We start from the raw sequence: 16,232 nt of genomic DNA on the forward strand, positions 1-16,232 counted from the left end.
GCACGCGTGGAGCTTCGGCAGTTGCGGTATTTCGTCGTGCTCGCCGAGGAACTGCACTTCCGGCGCGCGGCCGAGCGGCTGTTCATCACGACACCCACGCTGAGCCAGCAGATCCGGGTGCTCGAACGCGAACTCGGCGGTCCACTGCTGACGCGGGAACCGCGGGTGGAGCTCACCGCGGCGGGCCAGACTCTGCTGCGCACCGGCCGCGCCGTCCTGTCCGCCGCGGAGACGGCCGTGCGCGAGACCCGGCGCGCGAGCACCGACGGCGCTCAGGTGGCGCGCTTCGGGCTGCTCAACGGTGCGCCGCCGTGGCTGCCCGCGCGGTTCGACGCGCTCGCCCAGGCGATCGGCGCGCGTCTGGTCCTCACCGGCGGCACCACCGCCGACCAGTTGCGCATGCTCGCCGCCGACGAGGTGGACCTGGCGCTGGTGCGTGGGCCGATCGAGCTCGGCGAGCAGTACCTCGCCCGGCCGGTCGCCCGCGAGGGGCTCGGCATCGTGGTGTCCGCCCGGCATCCGCTCGCCCGGCACAGCGAGATCACGCCCGAGCTGCTCGCGGATCAGGAGCTGGTGCTCTTCGCCCGCGACGCCGCCCCCGGTCTGCACCGCGCGCTGCTCGCCGAGCTCGCCGCGCGCGGCGCGCGAATCCGGCTCAGCGACCACGCGATGGGGCACGCGCAGCAGCTCGCGGTGCTCCCGCATCGCACCGACCTGATCGGCCTGAGCTCCGAGCGGGTCCGCGACCATCCCGGCCTCGCCTGGCGCCCGCTGCGGGACGGACCGATCACCGTCGACTACGTGGCGGTGTGGCGGGCAACGAGCAGCCATCCGATCCACGCCGCACTCGCCGACACGACCGCGACAGGCCCGTGGCGCGCCCCGATGTGACCGCCGGTTCGCGTTCGCCCACAGGTGATCTCGCGGGTGCGTAGCCTGGAGACGGTGCACCACTCGGATGTTGAAATCGCAGTTCACGCAACACAAGTCGCTTCGGGAGTGATCCGGTCCGCGTTCCACGCGCCGCTCACCCGGTACGCCAAGGAGGGTGACGATTTCGCCACCCAGGCAGACCTCGCGGCCGAACAGGCCATTCTCGATGTTCTCGCGACCGCCTGTCCGGGTGATCGCTTTCTCGCCGAGGAATCCGGAGTCACCGGTGCGGCGCGCAGTGACCGCACCTGGCTGGTCGACCCCCTTTGTGGCACCAGGAATTTCGCGGTCGGCACGGAGTTCGTCGCGGTGAATGTCGCGCTGCGCACCGGCGCCGCCATCGGGGTCGCCGCCGTCGCCGATCCGTTCACCGACGAGGTGTTCTGGACGGCGGGACAGGGCGCCTATCTACGCAGCGACGGCGCGGATCAGCCGCTGCTACCCCGGGCCGACAGCCGGCTCGTCGATGTCGATCTGGATCATGAATTCCCCTGGTCGAGCCCCTCGCGCCTGTTCGACGCGCCCGGCTTCGCGGGGGAGTTCCACGCGCGGGTGCTGTCGACCTCGCTGGCGCTGGCCTGGGTGGCGGCGGGCCGCCGGGCCGCCTACGTCACCGGGGGAGACCTGCGCGACAGCGTGCACTTCGCCGCCGCCATCGCCGTGTGCGAGGCCGCGGGCTGCACGGTCACCAACCTGGCGGGCGGGCCGCTGCACACCGGCCCGCACGGGCTGATCGCCGCCGCCGACGCGCGGACAGGGGCCCAGCTCGTCGCCGCGGTCGCCGCACTGCGCTGATCGGTGCGCCCGGACACGAGCGGACCGTGGGGACCTCGGTGCGCTCGCGTCCGGGGCGAATCCTGGTGTGGCCAGGACTGTTAGAGATCGGCGAACACCGGTTAGGCCGTCGGACATGGAGTTTCCCCGGATCCGGTGCTGAGCTGGCCGTATGAGTGAGAACAGCACAGTGATCATCGGCGGCGGCTCGGGGATGGGTCTGGCCCTGGCGGCCCGATTGCTCGCCGACGGCGCCGAGGTGACCATCGCGGGCCGGTCGGCCGATCGACTCGCCGCGGCCGCGAAGGAACTCGGCCCACACCCCGGCACCCTGCGCACCGTCGTCGCCGACATCACCGTCGAAGCCGATCTCGCCCGGCTGTTCGCCGAGACCGGCACCGTCGACCACGTCGTCGTCACCGCCGCCGACATGACCGGCGCCTACCAGCCGATCACCGCCTTCGACACCGCGGTCGCGGCGAAGGTGGTGGCGGCCAAGATGATCGGACCCGCGCTCGTCGCCAAGCACGCCAGGGTCGCCGACCACGGCTCGATCACGGTGACCTCCGGCATCGCCGCCTATCGCCCCGCACCGGGCGGATCGCTGGTCGCCATGGTCAACGCCGCGCTGGCAGGCCTGGTCGCCGCGCTCGCCCTGGAACTCGCCCCGCTGCGTGTCAACGCGGTCTCGCCCGGCTGGGTGGACACCCCGATCTGGGATGCCTTCGCCCCCAGCGACAAAGGCGAGCGCCACCGCGCGATGGCGGCCCGGCTCCCCGCGGGCCGGTTGGGCACCCCCGACGACATCGCCGAAGCCTTCCTCGCGGTCCAGCGCAACCCCTTCATCACCGGCACCGTCCTGCATGTCGACGGCGGCCATCGCCTGGTGTGAGGACGCCTCTCACAGACCACCGTTGCCGGGTTCTCAGAGTTTCCTCACCATCGCTGGGTAGCGTCCGGGCCGTGGCATCGAGGCCTGCGTCGTGTGGCGCGGGTTCGTGCCGTCGCCCGCAGGGCGAACTCCTGACCCGACGTAAGGACGAGTGGATGAAGTTTGGCAAGACCGGACGTGTCGCTATCGCGGGCCTGGCCGTGGTCGCGGCCCTTGGCCTGAGCGCGTGCAGCGACGACAAGGGTGACAAGCCCGCCGCGAAGACCACCACCAGCGCCAAGGCCGCGGCCACGAACACCGCGAGCCTGCCGCCGGTGCCGTCTGTCGAGCAGCTCAACGAGCAGCTGACCACGGCGTTGGATCCGTCGATCCCGAACGAGCAGAAGCTGGATTTCGTGCAGGGTGGTTCGGCGGATCCGGAGTTGCCGAACCGGTTGGCGCAGGCGGCCAAGGATGCCAATGTGCAGGTGCAGGTCACGGAGGTGACCTCGTTCGGTGACAGTGTGAACGCGAAGGCGAATTTCACGCTCAACGGTCAGACCAATGTGGTGGATGTGCCGTTCGTGGCCGAGGACGGTAAGTGGAAGGTCCAGAAGACCTGGGCGTGCGGGATGCTGACCAATCTGGGGCAGCAGTCGGTCGCCTGCGCCTGAGCGCGGGAACCGAGAGCCCCGGCCGGACTACCGGCCGGGGCTTTGCGCTGTCCGGGGAAAGTCGCAGGGCGACAGCGTGTTACGGGCCGACCCGCAACGCCGCCCGGTCGGGGTGGTCCCAGCGCACCGTCCAGGTGGCGGTCTCGGGCTGTTCGGCGGCGTGATCGCGCAGGGCGGGCAGTGTCCACTGCTCCGCGGGCGGCGTGCGGCGCAGCGCCGCCTGCTCGCTCAGCTCCAGCCGCACGGTGAGATCGAATTCCAGGCCGCGGCCCAGCAGCATCGGCCCGGCCAGTACCAGCACCAGATCGGCCTGCGCCGGGCGCAGGGCGGCCCTGGCCGACCGATCGCGGGCCTCGTCCCAGAGCGCGGGCAGCCAGCGACCGTTCGCCCGGAGCGCGTCGAGGAGCTCGCGGCGGACCGCGTCGTAGTCGAACCAGGCTGTGCGATAAGACCATGCGTCGTCGCGGCCGTATTCCATGCGCAGCGAGGCCGGGCGGACGAAATCGTGCAGCGCGACCACCTCGGCCGAGCGTCCCCGTTCGGTGAGCGTGGCGGCGATCCGGCGGGCCAGCTCGACCGGTGCCGCCGCGTCGGCGCCATCGACGGCGAGCACGCGCCGCCCCGGCAGCGTGGCCACCCGGTCGGCGACGAGTCCCGCCACGGCGGTGGGGGAGGTGGGCGTGAACGACGGCACGGCACTATCACAGCAAATTCCGGGGCCCGGTGCCGAGCCGGACAGACCAGACGGTCGGCGACGGGATAATCTCGAGCGCATGGCGACTATCGAAGAGGCGCTCGAGATCGAGCAGCTGGAACGGGACATCTTCCGTGGTGCGGCCACCGAATCCCAGCTGACGCGCACCTTCGGCGGTCAGGTCGCGGGCCGGGCGCTGGTCTCGGCGGTGCGCACCGTCGACCCCGCCTTCCAGGTGCACTCGTTGCACGGCTACTTCCTGCGACCGGGCAATCCGGAGGAACCCACCGTCTACCTGGTCGAACGCATCCGTGACGGACGGTCCTTCTGCACCCGCCGGGTCACCGGCGTGCAGGACGGGCAGGCGATCTTCACGATGTCGGCCTCGTTCCACCGCGGTGACGAGGGGCCCGAGCACCAGGACGTGATGCCGACGGTGGAGGGCCCCGACGAGCTGCCCGATGCCAGCGTCACCATGAGTCCCGAGCGGCTGTGGGCGATGCGGGAGTGGGAGCACTGGGACATCCGCACGGTCCCGTCCGAGCAGGTCGCCCAGCGCGAGGGCTATGTCTCCCAGCAGCAGGTGTGGTTCCGGTACCGCCACAAGCTGCCCGACGACCCGCTGTTCCACGTCTGCACCCTCGCCTACATGAGCGATATGACGCTGCTCGGCTCGTCCAAGGTGGCCCATCCCGGCGAACCCACCCAGGACGCCTCGCTCGACCACGCCATGTGGTTCCTGCGCCCGTTCCGCGCCGACGAATGGCTGCTCTACGACCAGTCCTCGCCCTCGGCGGGCTTCGGCCGCGCGCTGACCGGCGGCAAGATCTGGGACCGCGAGGGCAACCTCGTCGCCGCGGTCGTCCAGGAGGGTCTGATCCGGACCCCGCGCCACAAGTAGGCCGGGGTCTCAGCGCACCTGCACACGCAGGTGACACACCACGGTGTCGGTCATCCTGCGCAGGACCCGCTCGAGCTCGTCGCTGCGGTGGCTGGGCACGACACGGTCCCAGCCCGAGGGCGGATCGACCTCGGCGATGACGACGACCTTGCGCCTGCCCGCGAAATGCGCGCGCACGTAGGCGGCGACGGGTCCGCCGACGGTCGCGTCGCTGTCCTCGAGCAGGACCAGGCGCACCTCGGGATGCCACGCCTCCCACGCCGCGGCGAACGCGGCCGTCGACTCACCCGGTAGACAGACATGCACCGCGGTCACGTCGTCACCGATCGACAGGGCCGCCGACAGCGCCTCCCGGCTGAGCTCACACACCTCGGCGATCGGCACGATGATCGCGGTGCCCGTGCGGCGCGGCCGCGCGGGCAGGACGCCGACCACGCCCCGAGAGTGCTCGATCTTGGTGTAGGTGTGTCGGATTCGCTCCATGCCGAGCATCAGCGCGGGCAGGACCAGCACGATCAGCCAGGCGCCCTCGGTGAGCTTCATCGCGGTGGTGACCACAGCGGCGACGAAGGTCAGCAGCGCGCCGAAGCCGTTGAGCGCGAGCCGCCATCGCCAGCCGTCGGACCTGATCTGCCACCAGTGCCGGACCATGCCGGTCTGGGCGATGGTGAAGCCGACGAACACGCCGATCGCGAACAGCGGTACCAGCGCGTTCATCTCGCCCCCGGCGGCCACCAGCAGCACCGCGGCGCTCACGCCGAGGGTCAGCACGCCGTAGCGATACACCTGACGCGGGGTGGCGACGGCGAAACGGTGTGGCAGGCAGTTGTCGTCGGCGAGCAGCCGGGTCAGCGTCGGCAGGCCGCCGTAGGAGGTGTTGGCCGCCAGCGCCAGCAGTACCACCGTCGCGAACTGCACGACGTAGTAGCCGACGCCGTGTCCCAGCGCCGCCTCCGTGAGCTGCGAGAGCACGGTGGTGCCCGCGATCGGCCGCAGCGAGAACTTCTCGATCAGGACAGCCAGACCGATCAGCATCGTCCCGAGCAGCAGGCCCAGCGCGACCTCGGCCCGCTGGGCGCGCCGCACCCGGGGTTCCTGGAAGCTCGGCACCGCATTGGCGATCGCCTCCACACCGGTCAGCGCCGCGCACCCGCTGGAGAACGCCTTGAGCAACAGCAGCACGCCGACGGTGTGGATATCGCTCACCGCCGCCGTCCCGGCGGTGACGGCGGCGGGTTCGGAGCGCAGCAGCCCGCCGATGATCACCGCGAAGATGCCGGCGACGAACACCGCCGTCGGCACCATGAACGCGCGGGCACTCTCGGTGATACCGAGCAGATTCAGTGCGGTGATACCGACCAGCACCGCCAGGCAGATCCACACCGCGTACCCGTGCAGCGCGGGAAACGCCGAGGTCAGCGCGGCGACGCCGGCAGCGAGGGAGACGGCGACATTCAGCACGTAGTCGACGATCAGCGCGGCCGCCGCCAGCAGGCCGGCGCGATGCCCGAGGTGGCGTTCGGCCACCGCGTAGGCGCCGCCGCCGTCGGGGAACGCCGCGATGACCTGGCGGTAGGACGCGATGAGGACCGCGAGCAGCGCCGCGATGGCCAGCGTGACCGGCAGGGTCATGCCGAGGCCGAGGCCACCCGCGGTCGCCAGCACCAGCACGATCGCCTCGGGACCGTAGGAGACCGACGCCATCGCGTCCAGGGACAGCCCGGCCAGGCCGGTGGAGACGGTGAGCCCGCGTCGGCGCGAGACGAACGGCGCAGGTCCGGAGCTCCCGCGCGGCAGTAGTGCGATCACCCTTGTGAGTGTCGGGCCGAACCGCCGGAACCTACCCCGGCGTTGACACAACCTTGACGGCGACCGTGAGCGGGCGCACATCGGACCGGCTCGTAAGCTCAGCGCCTGTGAACGCATCCTCCGCTGCCGCCCGGCCGACCATCGGCGTCCTCGCGCTCCAGGGTGACGTGCGCGAACACGTTGCCGCGCTGGAGCACTGTGGCGCCGACGCGGTGCTGGTGCGGCGCGAATCGGAGCTGGCTGCCGTCGACGGGCTGGTGCTGCCCGGCGGCGAGTCGACCGCGATCTCCAAGCTGCTGCAGGCCTTCGATCTGCTCGAGCCGCTGCGCGCCCGGCTGTGCGACGGGCTGCCCGCCTTCGGCTCCTGCGCGGGCATGATCCTGCTGGCCTCGGAGGTGCTCGACACCAGGCCCGACGCCCAGCACCTGTCCGGCATCGATATGACGGTGCGCCGCAACGCCTTCGGCCGCCAGGTCGACTCGTTCGAGACCGATCTCGATTTCACCGGCCTCGACACGCCGGTACGGGCCGTGTTCATCCGCGCCCCGTGGGTCGAACGGGTCGGTGAGGGCGTGGAGGTACTGGCCCGGGTGCCGCACGGTCCGGCCCGGGGCCGCATCGTCGCCGCCCGGCAGGGCAACGTCGTGGCGACCTCGTTCCATCCCGAGGTGACCGGCGATCTGCGGGTGCACGAGCTGTTCGTCGACCTGGTTCGTTCGGCACGGTAACGCCCGCGGCCACTGCGCGCCCGCGGCCCGAGTAGGCTGGATCGAGCTTGTCCGCCCGGGCAGACGCGCAACCGACCTGAAGGAAGTAGGGCATGAGCGGCCACTCCAAATGGGCCACCACCAAGCACAAGAAGGCGGGAATCGACGCCAAGCGCGGCAAACTCTTCGCCAAGCTGATCAAGAACATCGAGGTGGCGGCCCGCACTGGTGGTAGTGACCCTGCGGGTAACCCGACGCTGTACGACGCCATCCAGAAGGCGAAGAAGTCGTCGGTCCCCAACGACAACATCGAGCGCGCCCGCAAGCGTGGCGGCGGCGAGGAAGCCGGCGGCGCCGACTGGCAGACGATCATGTACGAGGGCTACGGCCCCAACGGTGTCGCCGTGCTGATCGAGTGCCTCACCGACAACCGCAACCGCGCCGCAGGCGAGGTCCGCGTCGCGATGACCCGCAACGGCGGCAACATGGCCGATCCGGGTTCGGTGGCCTACCTGTTCGGTCGCAAGGGCGTGGTGACCCTCGAGAAGAACGGCCTGACCGAGGACGACATCCTCGAGGTCGTGCTCGACGCGGGCGCCGAAGAGGTCAACGACCACGGTGAGGCCTTCGAGATCATCAGCGAGCCCGGCGATCTGATCGCCGTGCGCAGCGCCCTGCAGGCCGCGGGCATCGACTACGACTCCGCCGAGTCCGGCTTCCAGGCTTCGGTCTCGGTCGCGGTCGACGCCGAAGGCGCCCGCAAGGTGCTCAAGCTGGTCGACGCGCTCGAGGACAGCGACGACGTGCAGAACGTCTACACCAACGTCGATATCTCCGACGAGGTCGCCGCCCAGCTCGACGACGAGTAGGAACTCGCATCGCTCACGCACCGCCCCGGCCGGGACTTCGGCCGGGGCGGTGCGTGTTCCGGCTAGGACGCGCGCTCGGTGTAGTAGGCCGCCATCGCCGGGTAGTAGTCGGCGAAGCTCGGTCGCTCGGTCTGGGTGCAGGCGGCCACGAACATGTCCGCGTAGTACTCCCATCCGGGACCGATCTGCGGGATCTCGGCCAGCTGGTACTCCGAGGTGAGGTGATGGACCAGGCGCACGTCGGTGGCCGCCCCGGTGTCGAGCAGCGTCACTTCCAGCCGCCACACGCCGATCTGGTCGGTCGAGGACAGGCCCAGGTGGATCGGCGGGGTGCACTCGTCGATGTTCATCCCCGTCCACGGTTCGCCCTCCTCGAACCGCATCTGCACCCTGATGGTGTTGCCGGTGCCCGCCTGCCCCTCCCAGGTGCCGTACCAGCCCGCGGTCAGGTGCGGGTCGGTCAGCCGCGCCCACACCTCCTCGATCGGCAGGCCCAGCGACCGCGTGATCACCAGATCACGACCGTCGGGCGTCGGCTGGATCTCGCCGGTGGGTGTGGGCATGCGCGGTTCTCCTCGGCTCGGGTGGAGCGACGATCGGCGACGGTGTCGACGGTACGCCGCGATATCCGCTGGTGTCGCGCTCGGCGCGGCCAGCACAATGGACCCATGACCCGGATCGAGGCGGTACGCGGCGACATCACCGAACAGCGCGTCGACGCGGTGGTCAACGCCGCCAACTCCTCGCTGCTCGGCGGTGGCGGCGTCGACGGCGCGATCCACCGCAAGGGCGGACCCGAGATCCTGTCCGCGTGCCGTGACCTGCGCGCCTCGCACTACGGGAAGGGCCTGGCCACCGGGCAGGCGGTGGCGACAACCGCGGGTCGGCTGCCCGCGCGCTGGGTGATCCACACCGTCGGTCCGGTCTGGTCGGCCACCGAGGACCGCTCGGCCCTGCTGGCCTCCTGCTACCGCCAATCCCTGCGCGTGGCCACCGAACTGGGCGCGCGCACGGTGGCGTTCCCGGCCATCTCCACCGGCATCTTCGGCTGGCCGATGGACGACGGCGCCCGCATCGCCGTCGAGACCGTGCGCGCGGCAGGCCCGGCCGTCGACGAGGTGCGCTTCGTCCTGTTCGACGATCGCGCGCTCGCGGTCTTTGTTGCCGCGCTGGATTAGTCCCGTCGGGTAGTGTCCTGGCTCTATCCGCTTGTGCCCGAGGGGGACCGATGACCTATCAGCCGCCACCGCCGCCGTATCAGGGTGGATATCCGCAGGGTCAGGGCGGATATCCGCAGGGTGGGTATCCGCCGAACTACGGGTATCCGCAGCCGCCGAAGAAGAAGCCGGTCTGGCCGTGGATCGTCGGCGGTGTCGTGCTGGTGCTCGTCCTGCTCGGGGGTGGGTGCGCGGCGATCATCGGCGTGGCGGCCTGGCAGGTCGACAAAGAGGTCAACAGCAGCGCCGACCTGGTCTACGAGGTGAACGGCACCGCCTCGCAGGTCGACATCACCTACTACAGCGGCGATTTCGACCAGAACACCGCGAACGGGTCGATGGTGCCCTGGCGCAAGAACGTCACCGTCTCCGGCTTCGCCAAGATGGGCAGCATCACCGTGACGACGACGGGCACAGAGGAGGGCACCGTCAGCTGCCGGATCCTGCGTGACGGCAAGGTTCTCGACGAGGACACCTCCACCGGCTCCTTCGGCTTCGTCACCTGCAGTGTCACCATCGACTGACCGCGCGGCGCACGGGTGGCGGCGGGCCGCCGCCCGTGTCGCTGGTCGGGTGGGGCGGGAGAATGCTCTAGACTTTCGAACAACTGTTCGTGTCTTCGAAGGGGCTGCCGGTGCGGGTGATGGGCGTCGATCCCGGGCTCACCCGGTGCGGGCTCAGCATGGTGGACAGTGGGCCGGGGCGCAAGGTCGTCGCGCTCGATGTCGGGGTGGTGCGGACGCCGCCGGAGGCGGAGCTGGCGCTGCGGCTGATGGCCGTGGCCGACGCGGCCGAGGAATGGATGGACACGCATCGGCCCGAGGCCGTCGCGATCGAGCGAGTCTTCGCCCAGCACAACGTGCGTACCGCGATGGGGACCGCGCAGGCGGGCGGGGTGATCGCGCTGGCCGCGGCCCGGCGCGGGATCAAGGTCGCCTTCCATACGCCCAGTGAGGTCAAGGCCGCGGTCACCGGCAACGGCACCGCCGACAAGGCGCAGGTCACCGCCATGGTGACTCGGATCCTCGGGCTGCGGGTCGCCCCGAAACCCGCCGACGCCGCCGACGCGCTCGCCCTGGCGATCTGTCATTGTTGGCGGGCGCCGCTGATGGACCGGATGGCGGCCGCGCAGGCGCAGGCGGACGAGGTCCGCCGCCGCTACGAACAACGGCTGGCCGAACAACGAAAGGTGGTGCGCGGGTGATCGCGTCGGTACGCGGCGAGGTACTCGAGATCGCGCTCGATCATGTGGTGATCGAGGCCGCCGGCGTCGGCTACCGGCTCAACGCCACCCCCGCGACGTTGGCCGGGCTCAGCCGCGGCGAGGAGACCCGCCTCTACACGGCGATGATCGTGCGCGAGGACTCGATGACCCTGTTCGGCTTCGCCGACACCGAGGCCCGCGACCTGTTCGGCCTGTTGCAGACGGTGTCCGGCGTCGGCCCCCGGCTGGCGATGGCGGTGCTGGCCGTGCTCGAACCGGAGGCGCTGCGCAAGGCGCTGGCCGAGAGCAATGTCGCCGCGCTCACCCGGGTGCCCGGTATCGGCAAGCGCGGTGCCGAACGGATGGTCGTCGAACTGCGCGACAAGGTGAACCTGGTGCCGGTGCCCGCCGGTCCGCCCGGCGCGCAGGTCCCGGTCACCCCGGTGCGTGAACAGGTCACCGAAGCGCTCGTCGGGCTCGGATTCCCCGTGAAGCAGGCCGAACCGGCCGTCGACGCCGTCTTGGCCGACCAGCCCACCGCGACCACCTCCGTCGCCCTGCGCGCCGCTCTCGGCCTGCTCGGCAAGAACAGGTAGGCCATGGACGACGATGTCGAGCTCGCGGCAGGCGACCCCGACGATTCCGCCCTCACCGCGCGGTATCTGCACTCCGACGGCGAAGCCGAGACCGGTCTGCGCCCCACCTCGCTCGACGACTTCATCGGTCAGCCGCGCGTGCGCGAGCAGCTCGCCCTGGTGCTGCGCGGCGCTCGGCAGCGTGGCGCCACACCCGATCACGTCCTGCTCTCGGGACCGCCCGGCCTGGGCAAGACCAGCATGGCGATGATCATCGCCGCCGAACTCGGCACCGCGCTGCGCATCACCTCCGGCCCCGCCCTGGAACGCGCGGGCGACCTCGCCGCGATGCTGTCCAACCTGGTCGAAGGCGATGTGCTGTTCATCGACGAGATCCACCGGATGGCCCGCCCCGCCGAGGAGATGCTGTACCTGGCGATGGAGGACTTCCGGGTCGACGTGGTGGTCGGCAAGGGCCCCGGCGCGACCTCGATTCCGCTCGACATCGCCCCGTTCACCCTCGTCGGCGCCACCACCCGCTCCGGCGCGCTGACCGGTCCGCTGCGCGATCGTTTCGGCTTCACCGGCCACATGGACTTCTACGATCCCGCCGAACTGCTGCGGATCCTGCAGCGCTCGGCGCGCATCCTCGGTGTGCGGATCGACCACGACGCCGCCGCCGAGGTGGCGGGCCGCTCCCGGGGCACCCCGCGCATCGCCAACCGCCTGCTGCGCCGCGTCCGCGACTTCGCCGAGGTCAGGGCCGACGGCGTGATCACCCACCCGATCGCGATGGCCGCGCTCGAGGTCTACGACGTCGACGCGCTCGGTCTGGACCGGCTCGACCGCGCCGTGCTCGGCGCGCTGGTGCGCGGGTTCGGCGGGGGACCGGTGGGTGTGTCCACGCTCGCGGTCGCCGTCGGCGAGGAAGCGGCCACCGTCGAGGAGGTGTGCGAGCCGTTCCTGGTGCGTGCCGGACTCGTCGCCCGCACCCCGCGCGGCCGGGTCGCGACCGCGGGGGCGTGGGAGCATCTCGGGCTGGTGCCGCCGCCGGATCTGGTCATCGGCGCCATCGAAGTACGGGGGCGCGAACCGCACCCGAGCATGGACCTGCTCGACTGAGCCCGCTGGGCGAGGCACCCGATCGTCGTCTACTGTCGGCCGGGTGGCAGTCCATGCGGTGGTGCAGCGATTCCCCGAGCCGTTGCGTTCCCTGCTCCTGAAGCATCGGGAGCTCCTGAAGTTCGCGGTCGTCGGCGCGATCACCTGGTTCATCGACACCGGGGTCGTGTACGCGGTGAAGCTGACCGTGCTCGGCGACAAGCCGCTGACCGCGCGCCTGCTCGGCGCGCTGATCGCGACCATCGCCTCCTACATCCTCAATCGGGAGTGGTCCTTCCGCACCCGCGGCGGCAGGCAGCGCAGTCACGAGGCGGCGTTGTTCTTCACCGTCAGCGCGCTGGGCATCGGCGTCACGATGATCCCGCAGGCGATCTCGCTGTACGTGCTGAATCTGCGGGTGCCGCACGTGGATCCGGTGGTGCAGGCGGTGGCCAACTTCGTGTCGGGGCAGATCCTGGGCGTGCTGCTGGCGATGGCGTTCCGGTTCTGGGCGTTCCGTCGCTACGTCTTCCCCGACGACCTGCGCGAGGCCGAACTGCACAGCATCCAGGGCTGATCCGCCCCGGTGGTCACTGCCTGCGTTCGACGTGCTCTAGCGCGGTGATGACCAGATCGACGAAGGCGTCGACCTCCTCGCGGGAGTAGCCGCGGGTGCCCAGGCGGGTGTCGGTGAACCGCACGCCGCGCACATCGGCGGCGGTCAGGCTGCCCGGGCCGTTGTGCGCCAGGGTCGCGGCGACCAGGTCGAGGAAGGCGTCGACCTCCTCCTCGTGGTAGCCGCGCCTGCCGACCGCCGACTGACTGAACCGCATGCGGTGCACGTCGTCCGGGGTGAGCATCTCGGCCACACCGTCGCCGGGCCGGGCCGCCGGGACCGGCGCGCCGCCCTTCTGGCGGTATTCGAGTTCGGTGCGGACCCGGTCGAGGAAGTCGTCGACCTGGTCGGCCTGATAGCCGCGACCACCGAAACGCGGTGCGCCGAAGTGCACGTGCCGGATGTCGTCGGCGGTGAGGACGCCCTGCCCGTCCAGGGTGGCCGAGACCAGCTCGAGGAACGCGTCGACCTCGTCGGCGTGGTAGCCACGATGGCCCAGGGTCGGCATGGCGAAGTGGGTGCGGCTCACATCGTCGGGCGTCACAGCGGTCATTGTGTCAGGATTGCCCTTCTATCCCACGGGTTTTCGTCATCGCGCAGCAACTCGGACGCCTTCGATGAACAGCCGCCGTACCGCGTGACTGTACACCGCAAGCAGCGCCGGATCAGGGGTTCGCATGCCGTGCACGATGCCCGCGACCACCATCCCCAGCGCCGCTTTCGCTGTGGTGGGAGTATCCAGATCCGGGCGCAGGTAACCGCACCGCACGCCGTGGTCCAGATAGCCGGCGATGACGACCTCGGTGGAGTCGAGCAGACCGAACACCCGCGCGGTCAGCTCGTCGTCGATGCCGGTCGCGTGGACCAGCAGCAACTGCGGCACCCGGGGATCGTCGAGCAGCACACGATTGAGCGAATCGCCGATCCGGTCCAGCAGCGCGGTGTACTCGTCGAGGGTGGTCGCGGTCTCGGGGCTGAGATCGGTGGCCAGCGCGGTGAACACGCGGCCGGTCACGTCGTCGATGACGTGGTCGATGATGTCGCGCTTGTTGGCGAAGTAGCGGTAGAAGGTGCCGTGCCCGATGCCGAGGCGTACGGCGATATCGGCGATGCCGGTGGCGTGATAGCCCTTCTCGGAGAAGCAGTCGAACGCGGTGTCGATGATCTCCCTGCGCAATTCGGCTTTGCGCTGTTCGACGCGGGCAGATGGCTTCGTCACCGGGCCGATGTTACTGTCGCCGCCGGCGGAATGATGTGTCATTCTGTAACAGACACCTGATGATGTGGAGGTTCGGCGTGGCACCTCAATGGGACGCGGTCGTGGTCGGGGCGGGTTTCGGCGGCATCGGCGCCGCGATCGAGCTCGACCGGCTCGGACTGCACGATTTCGTGATCCTCGAGCGTGAGGACGACCTGGGCGGCACCTGGCATGTGAACCGGTATCCCGGCCTGGCGGTCGACATCGCCTCGGTGACCTACTCCTATTCCTTCGAGCCGAATCCGCACTGGACCCGGCTGTTCGCCCCCGGCGCCGAGCTCAAGAAGTACGCCGAGCACGTGGCCGACAAATACGACCTGCGCAGGCGGATGCGGTTCGGGACCACCGTCGACGGTGCCCGCTGGGACGAGGACAACCAGCAGTGGGTGGTCTCGATCGCCGGCGGCGAGACGGTCACCGCGCGCTACCTGCTCGCGGCCACCGGGTTCCTGTCCCAGCCCTACACCCCGCCGTTCCCCGGCATCGAGTCCTTCGCGGGCAAGATCATCCACACCACCGACTGGGACGACAGCTACGACCTGACCGGACGCAGGGCCGCCGTGATCGGCACCGGCGCCACCGCGGTCCAGCTGGTGCCCGAGGTGGCCGAGCGGGTCGACGCGCTGACGGTGTTCCAGCGCACGCCCATCTGGGTGGTGCCCAAGATCGACGCCCCGATTCCCGGCGCCGTCCAGGAACTGTTCGCCAAGGTGCCGCTCACCCAGAAGGTGGCACGGCTGGCCAACACGAGCATGCTCGAGGCCCTGATGGTCGTCGGCGTGCTGCACTACGCGCAGGCCAAACCGCTGAACAAGGCGGCCGCCGCCCTGGCCAAGGCGCACCTGTTCGCGCAGGTCCGCGACCCGAAGACCCGGGCCCAGCTGACCCCGCACTACGACTTCGGCTGTAAGCGCCCGACGTTTTCCAACACCTACTTCAAGACGTTCAACAAGCCGCACGTGCGACTGGAGACGAACTCGATCGACCATGTCGAACCCGACGGCATCGTCACCGCCGACGGGCACAAGACCGAGATCGACACGTTGCTGCTGGCCACCGGCTTCAATCTGTGGGACGTGAACTTCCCGGCCATCGAGATCGTCGGCCGGGACGGGGTGAACCTCGGCAAGTTCTGGCGCGACAACCGCTTCCAGGCCTACGAGGGCATCACCGTGCCCAAGTTCCCCAACTTCCTCAGCCTCAACAGCCCCTACTCCTACAGCGGGCTGTCGTACTTCACCACCATCGAGGCCCAGATGAAGCACATGGGCAGGCTGTTCACCGAGCTGTTCCGGCGCGGCGAACAGACCTTCGAGGTCACCGAGCGGGCCAACGCCGAGTTCCTGGACCGGGTCACCGACAAGCTGGGCTCCTCGGTGTTCTACGGGGGTGACTGCGCCGGCGCGCGCAGCTACTACTTCAATCAGCACGGTGAGGCGGCGCTGCTGCGCCCGACCAGTACCGCCGACGCGCACCGTGAGGCGGTCAGCTTCCCGCTCGACGACTACACCTACGGCCGCACCGCCTGAGCGGCGCGCGGAGGTCGTGACGGTGTCCGGTGTGTCGCCACGGCGGAGAACTGGCAGACTGTCAGGCGTACTTGCCCGTCCACCACTGACTAGGGACTGACTTCGACGATGGACTTCCTGTTTCCGCTGCTGATCCTCGCCCTGCTCGTGCCGATGTTCTTCGGTATCCGCAAACAGAAGCGGGAGGCCGAGAAGGTCTCGTCGATGCAGGAGGGTCTGAAGGTGGGTGACCAGGTTGTCACCACGTCGGGCCTGTACGGCACCGTCGTCGACCTCGACGACACCACCGTCGACCTGGAGATCGCCGAGGACGTCGTCACCACCTGGCTGCGTCAGGCGATCCGCGAGGTCCGGGCCGACGAGCAGGCGGTCGAGGAGACCACCCCCGCGACCGACGCCACCGTCGAGGAGTCCGCGGAGCAGACCGAGACCCGGCTGACCAAGGACTGATCGCGTTCCCTCGTCGCCGGTGCCCCGCGCTGCGGAACGCACCGGCGCGG

The 16,232-nt window shown here is 70.1% G+C and carries 20 protein-coding genes; 15 read left to right on the forward strand and 5 right to left on the reverse strand.

Going from position 1 to position 16,232, the window contains the following annotated elements:
* The first annotated feature begins 6 nt into the window (after positions 1-6).
* The 4 genes from ACIO52_RS13170 (at position 7) to ACIO52_RS13185 (ending at position 3,252) form a co-directional block, all read left to right on the forward strand.
* Positions 7-891 carry a LysR family transcriptional regulator gene (locus ACIO52_RS13170; protein WP_342801424.1) on the forward strand — a complete coding sequence of 295 codons (885 nt, stop codon included), beginning with the start codon at positions 7-9 and terminating at the stop codon, positions 889-891.
* Positions 892-945: 54 nt separating this feature from the next.
* Positions 946-1,728 carry an inositol monophosphatase family protein gene (locus ACIO52_RS13175; protein WP_402643846.1) on the forward strand — a complete coding sequence of 261 codons (783 nt, stop codon included), beginning with the start codon at positions 946-948 and terminating at the stop codon, positions 1,726-1,728.
* A 151-nt stretch (positions 1,729-1,879) separates the two neighbouring features.
* Positions 1,880-2,599, forward strand: a complete 720-nt coding sequence (locus ACIO52_RS13180) for an SDR family oxidoreductase (RefSeq protein ID WP_402643849.1) — start codon at positions 1,880-1,882, stop codon at positions 2,597-2,599.
* Positions 2,600-2,754: 155 nt separating this feature from the next.
* Complete coding sequence (locus tag ACIO52_RS13185; RefSeq protein WP_316575443.1) at positions 2,755-3,252, forward strand: hypothetical protein; 498 nt, start codon at positions 2,755-2,757, stop codon at positions 3,250-3,252.
* Between the two features lie 79 nt (positions 3,253-3,331).
* On the opposite strand, the gene ACIO52_RS13190 is transcribed toward ACIO52_RS13185, so the two are convergent.
* Positions 3,332-3,946 carry a hypothetical protein gene (locus tag ACIO52_RS13190; RefSeq protein ID WP_342802057.1) on the reverse strand — a complete coding sequence of 205 codons (615 nt, stop codon included), beginning with the start codon at positions 3,944-3,946 and terminating at the stop codon, positions 3,332-3,334.
* A gap of 79 nt (positions 3,947-4,025) precedes the next feature.
* On the opposite strand from ACIO52_RS13190, the gene ACIO52_RS13195 reads away from it, so the two are divergent.
* Positions 4,026-4,847: an acyl-CoA thioesterase II gene (locus ACIO52_RS13195; RefSeq protein WP_218721121.1), complete on the forward strand. Its 822-nt coding sequence runs from the start codon at positions 4,026-4,028 to the stop codon at positions 4,845-4,847.
* Positions 4,848-4,856: 9 nt separating this feature from the next.
* Here ACIO52_RS13195 and ACIO52_RS13200 read toward each other — a convergent pair whose 3' ends face one another.
* On the reverse strand, positions 4,857-6,551 hold the full coding sequence (locus ACIO52_RS13200) for an APC family permease (protein WP_316576330.1): 1,695 nt from the start codon (positions 6,549-6,551) through the stop codon (positions 4,857-4,859).
* A gap of 212 nt (positions 6,552-6,763) precedes the next feature.
* Here ACIO52_RS13200 and pdxT point away from each other — a divergent pair, with 212 nt between their 5' ends.
* Together pdxT and ACIO52_RS13210 are read left to right on the forward strand one after the other, a co-directional pair.
* Complete coding sequence (pdxT, locus tag ACIO52_RS13205; RefSeq protein ID WP_402643854.1) at positions 6,764-7,384, forward strand: pyridoxal 5'-phosphate synthase glutaminase subunit PdxT; 621 nt, start codon at positions 6,764-6,766, stop codon at positions 7,382-7,384.
* A 92-nt stretch (positions 7,385-7,476) separates the two neighbouring features.
* A complete protein-coding gene (locus ACIO52_RS13210) occupies positions 7,477-8,232 on the forward strand; it encodes a YebC/PmpR family DNA-binding transcriptional regulator (protein WP_218721119.1) in 756 nt (251 codons plus the stop codon).
* Between the two features lie 62 nt (positions 8,233-8,294).
* On the opposite strand, the gene ACIO52_RS13215 is transcribed toward ACIO52_RS13210, so the two are convergent.
* The gene (locus ACIO52_RS13215) at positions 8,295-8,795 is read right to left on the reverse strand and encodes an SRPBCC domain-containing protein (protein WP_218721118.1); all 501 of its coding nucleotides are present in this window, start codon (positions 8,793-8,795) and stop codon (positions 8,295-8,297) included.
* Between the two features lie 105 nt (positions 8,796-8,900).
* On the opposite strand from ACIO52_RS13215, the gene ACIO52_RS13220 reads away from it, so the two are divergent.
* The 6 genes from ACIO52_RS13220 (at position 8,901) to ACIO52_RS13245 (ending at position 12,906) form a co-directional block, all read left to right on the forward strand.
* The gene (locus ACIO52_RS13220) at positions 8,901-9,410 is read left to right on the forward strand and encodes an O-acetyl-ADP-ribose deacetylase (RefSeq protein WP_316575441.1); all 510 of its coding nucleotides are present in this window, start codon (positions 8,901-8,903) and stop codon (positions 9,408-9,410) included.
* A gap of 50 nt (positions 9,411-9,460) precedes the next feature.
* Complete coding sequence (locus ACIO52_RS13225) at positions 9,461-9,973, forward strand: MmpS family transport accessory protein (RefSeq protein WP_316575440.1); 513 nt, start codon at positions 9,461-9,463, stop codon at positions 9,971-9,973.
* Positions 9,974-10,083: 110 nt separating this feature from the next.
* Positions 10,084-10,653 (forward strand): crossover junction endodeoxyribonuclease RuvC, encoded by a 570-nt coding sequence (gene ruvC / locus ACIO52_RS13230; protein ID WP_218721171.1) that lies wholly within the window; start codon positions 10,084-10,086, stop codon positions 10,651-10,653.
* On the forward strand, positions 10,650-11,249 hold the full coding sequence (gene ruvA / locus ACIO52_RS13235; protein WP_218721115.1) for a Holliday junction branch migration protein RuvA: 600 nt from the start codon (positions 10,650-10,652) through the stop codon (positions 11,247-11,249). The genes ruvC and ruvA overlap by 4 nt, the downstream gene beginning before the upstream one ends.
* A 3-nt stretch (positions 11,250-11,252) precedes the next feature.
* A complete protein-coding gene (gene ruvB / locus ACIO52_RS13240) occupies positions 11,253-12,350 on the forward strand; it encodes a Holliday junction branch migration DNA helicase RuvB (RefSeq protein ID WP_218721114.1) in 1,098 nt (365 codons plus the stop codon).
* Positions 12,351-12,393: 43 nt separating this feature from the next.
* A complete protein-coding gene (locus ACIO52_RS13245) occupies positions 12,394-12,906 on the forward strand; it encodes a GtrA family protein (protein ID WP_308248646.1) in 513 nt (170 codons plus the stop codon).
* A 13-nt stretch (positions 12,907-12,919) separates the two neighbouring features.
* On the opposite strand, the gene ACIO52_RS13250 is transcribed toward ACIO52_RS13245, so the two are convergent.
* Together ACIO52_RS13250 and ACIO52_RS13255 are read right to left on the reverse strand one after the other, a co-directional pair.
* The gene (locus tag ACIO52_RS13250; protein ID WP_218721113.1) at positions 12,920-13,498 is read right to left on the reverse strand and encodes a DivIVA domain-containing protein; all 579 of its coding nucleotides are present in this window, start codon (positions 13,496-13,498) and stop codon (positions 12,920-12,922) included.
* 36 nt (positions 13,499-13,534) lie between these two features.
* Positions 13,535-14,164 carry a TetR/AcrR family transcriptional regulator gene (locus tag ACIO52_RS13255; RefSeq protein WP_308248645.1) on the reverse strand — a complete coding sequence of 210 codons (630 nt, stop codon included), beginning with the start codon at positions 14,162-14,164 and terminating at the stop codon, positions 13,535-13,537.
* Between the two features lie 77 nt (positions 14,165-14,241).
* On the opposite strand from ACIO52_RS13255, the gene ACIO52_RS13260 reads away from it, so the two are divergent.
* A complete protein-coding gene (locus tag ACIO52_RS13260; protein ID WP_342802060.1) occupies positions 14,242-15,732 on the forward strand; it encodes an NAD(P)/FAD-dependent oxidoreductase in 1,491 nt (496 codons plus the stop codon).
* A 108-nt stretch (positions 15,733-15,840) separates the two neighbouring features.
* Positions 15,841-16,182 (forward strand): preprotein translocase subunit YajC, encoded by a 342-nt coding sequence (gene yajC / locus ACIO52_RS13265; RefSeq protein WP_218721110.1) that lies wholly within the window; start codon positions 15,841-15,843, stop codon positions 16,180-16,182.
* Positions 16,183-16,232 lie beyond the last annotated feature (50 nt).

It is taken from the genome of Nocardia sp. NPDC087230 (assembly GCF_044744725.1).
GTDB lineage: Bacteria > Actinomycetota > Actinomycetes > Mycobacteriales > Mycobacteriaceae > Nocardia > Nocardia canadensis.

What these genes read in the sequence shown, in the direction of transcription:
- ACIO52_RS13210 (WP_218721119.1), top strand. Translation starts at nt 7,477, where the DNA reads ATGAGCGGCCACTCCAAATGGGCCACCACCAAGCACAAGAAGGCGGGA.
- ruvB (WP_218721114.1), top strand. Translation starts at nt 11,253, where the DNA reads ATGGACGACGATGTCGAGCTCGCGGCAGGCGACCCCGACGATTCCGCC.
- ACIO52_RS13215 (WP_218721118.1), bottom strand. Translation starts at nt 8,795, where the DNA reads ATGCCCACACCCACCGGCGAGATCCAGCCGACGCCCGACGGTCGTGAT.
- ACIO52_RS13195 (WP_218721121.1), top strand. Translation starts at nt 4,026, where the DNA reads ATGGCGACTATCGAAGAGGCGCTCGAGATCGAGCAGCTGGAACGGGAC.
- ACIO52_RS13185 (WP_316575443.1), top strand. Translation starts at nt 2,755, where the DNA reads ATGAAGTTTGGCAAGACCGGACGTGTCGCTATCGCGGGCCTGGCCGTG.
- ACIO52_RS13180 (WP_402643849.1), top strand. Translation starts at nt 1,880, where the DNA reads ATGAGTGAGAACAGCACAGTGATCATCGGCGGCGGCTCGGGGATGGGT.
- ACIO52_RS13200 (WP_316576330.1), bottom strand. Translation starts at nt 6,551, where the DNA reads ATGGCGTCGGTCTCCTACGGTCCCGAGGCGATCGTGCTGGTGCTGGCG.
- ACIO52_RS13250 (WP_218721113.1), bottom strand. Translation starts at nt 13,498, where the DNA reads ATGACCGCTGTGACGCCCGACGATGTGAGCCGCACCCACTTCGCCATG.
- ACIO52_RS13225 (WP_316575440.1), top strand. Translation starts at nt 9,461, where the DNA reads ATGACCTATCAGCCGCCACCGCCGCCGTATCAGGGTGGATATCCGCAG.
- yajC (WP_218721110.1), top strand. Translation starts at nt 15,841, where the DNA reads ATGGACTTCCTGTTTCCGCTGCTGATCCTCGCCCTGCTCGTGCCGATG.
- ACIO52_RS13220 (WP_316575441.1), top strand. Translation starts at nt 8,901, where the DNA reads ATGACCCGGATCGAGGCGGTACGCGGCGACATCACCGAACAGCGCGTC.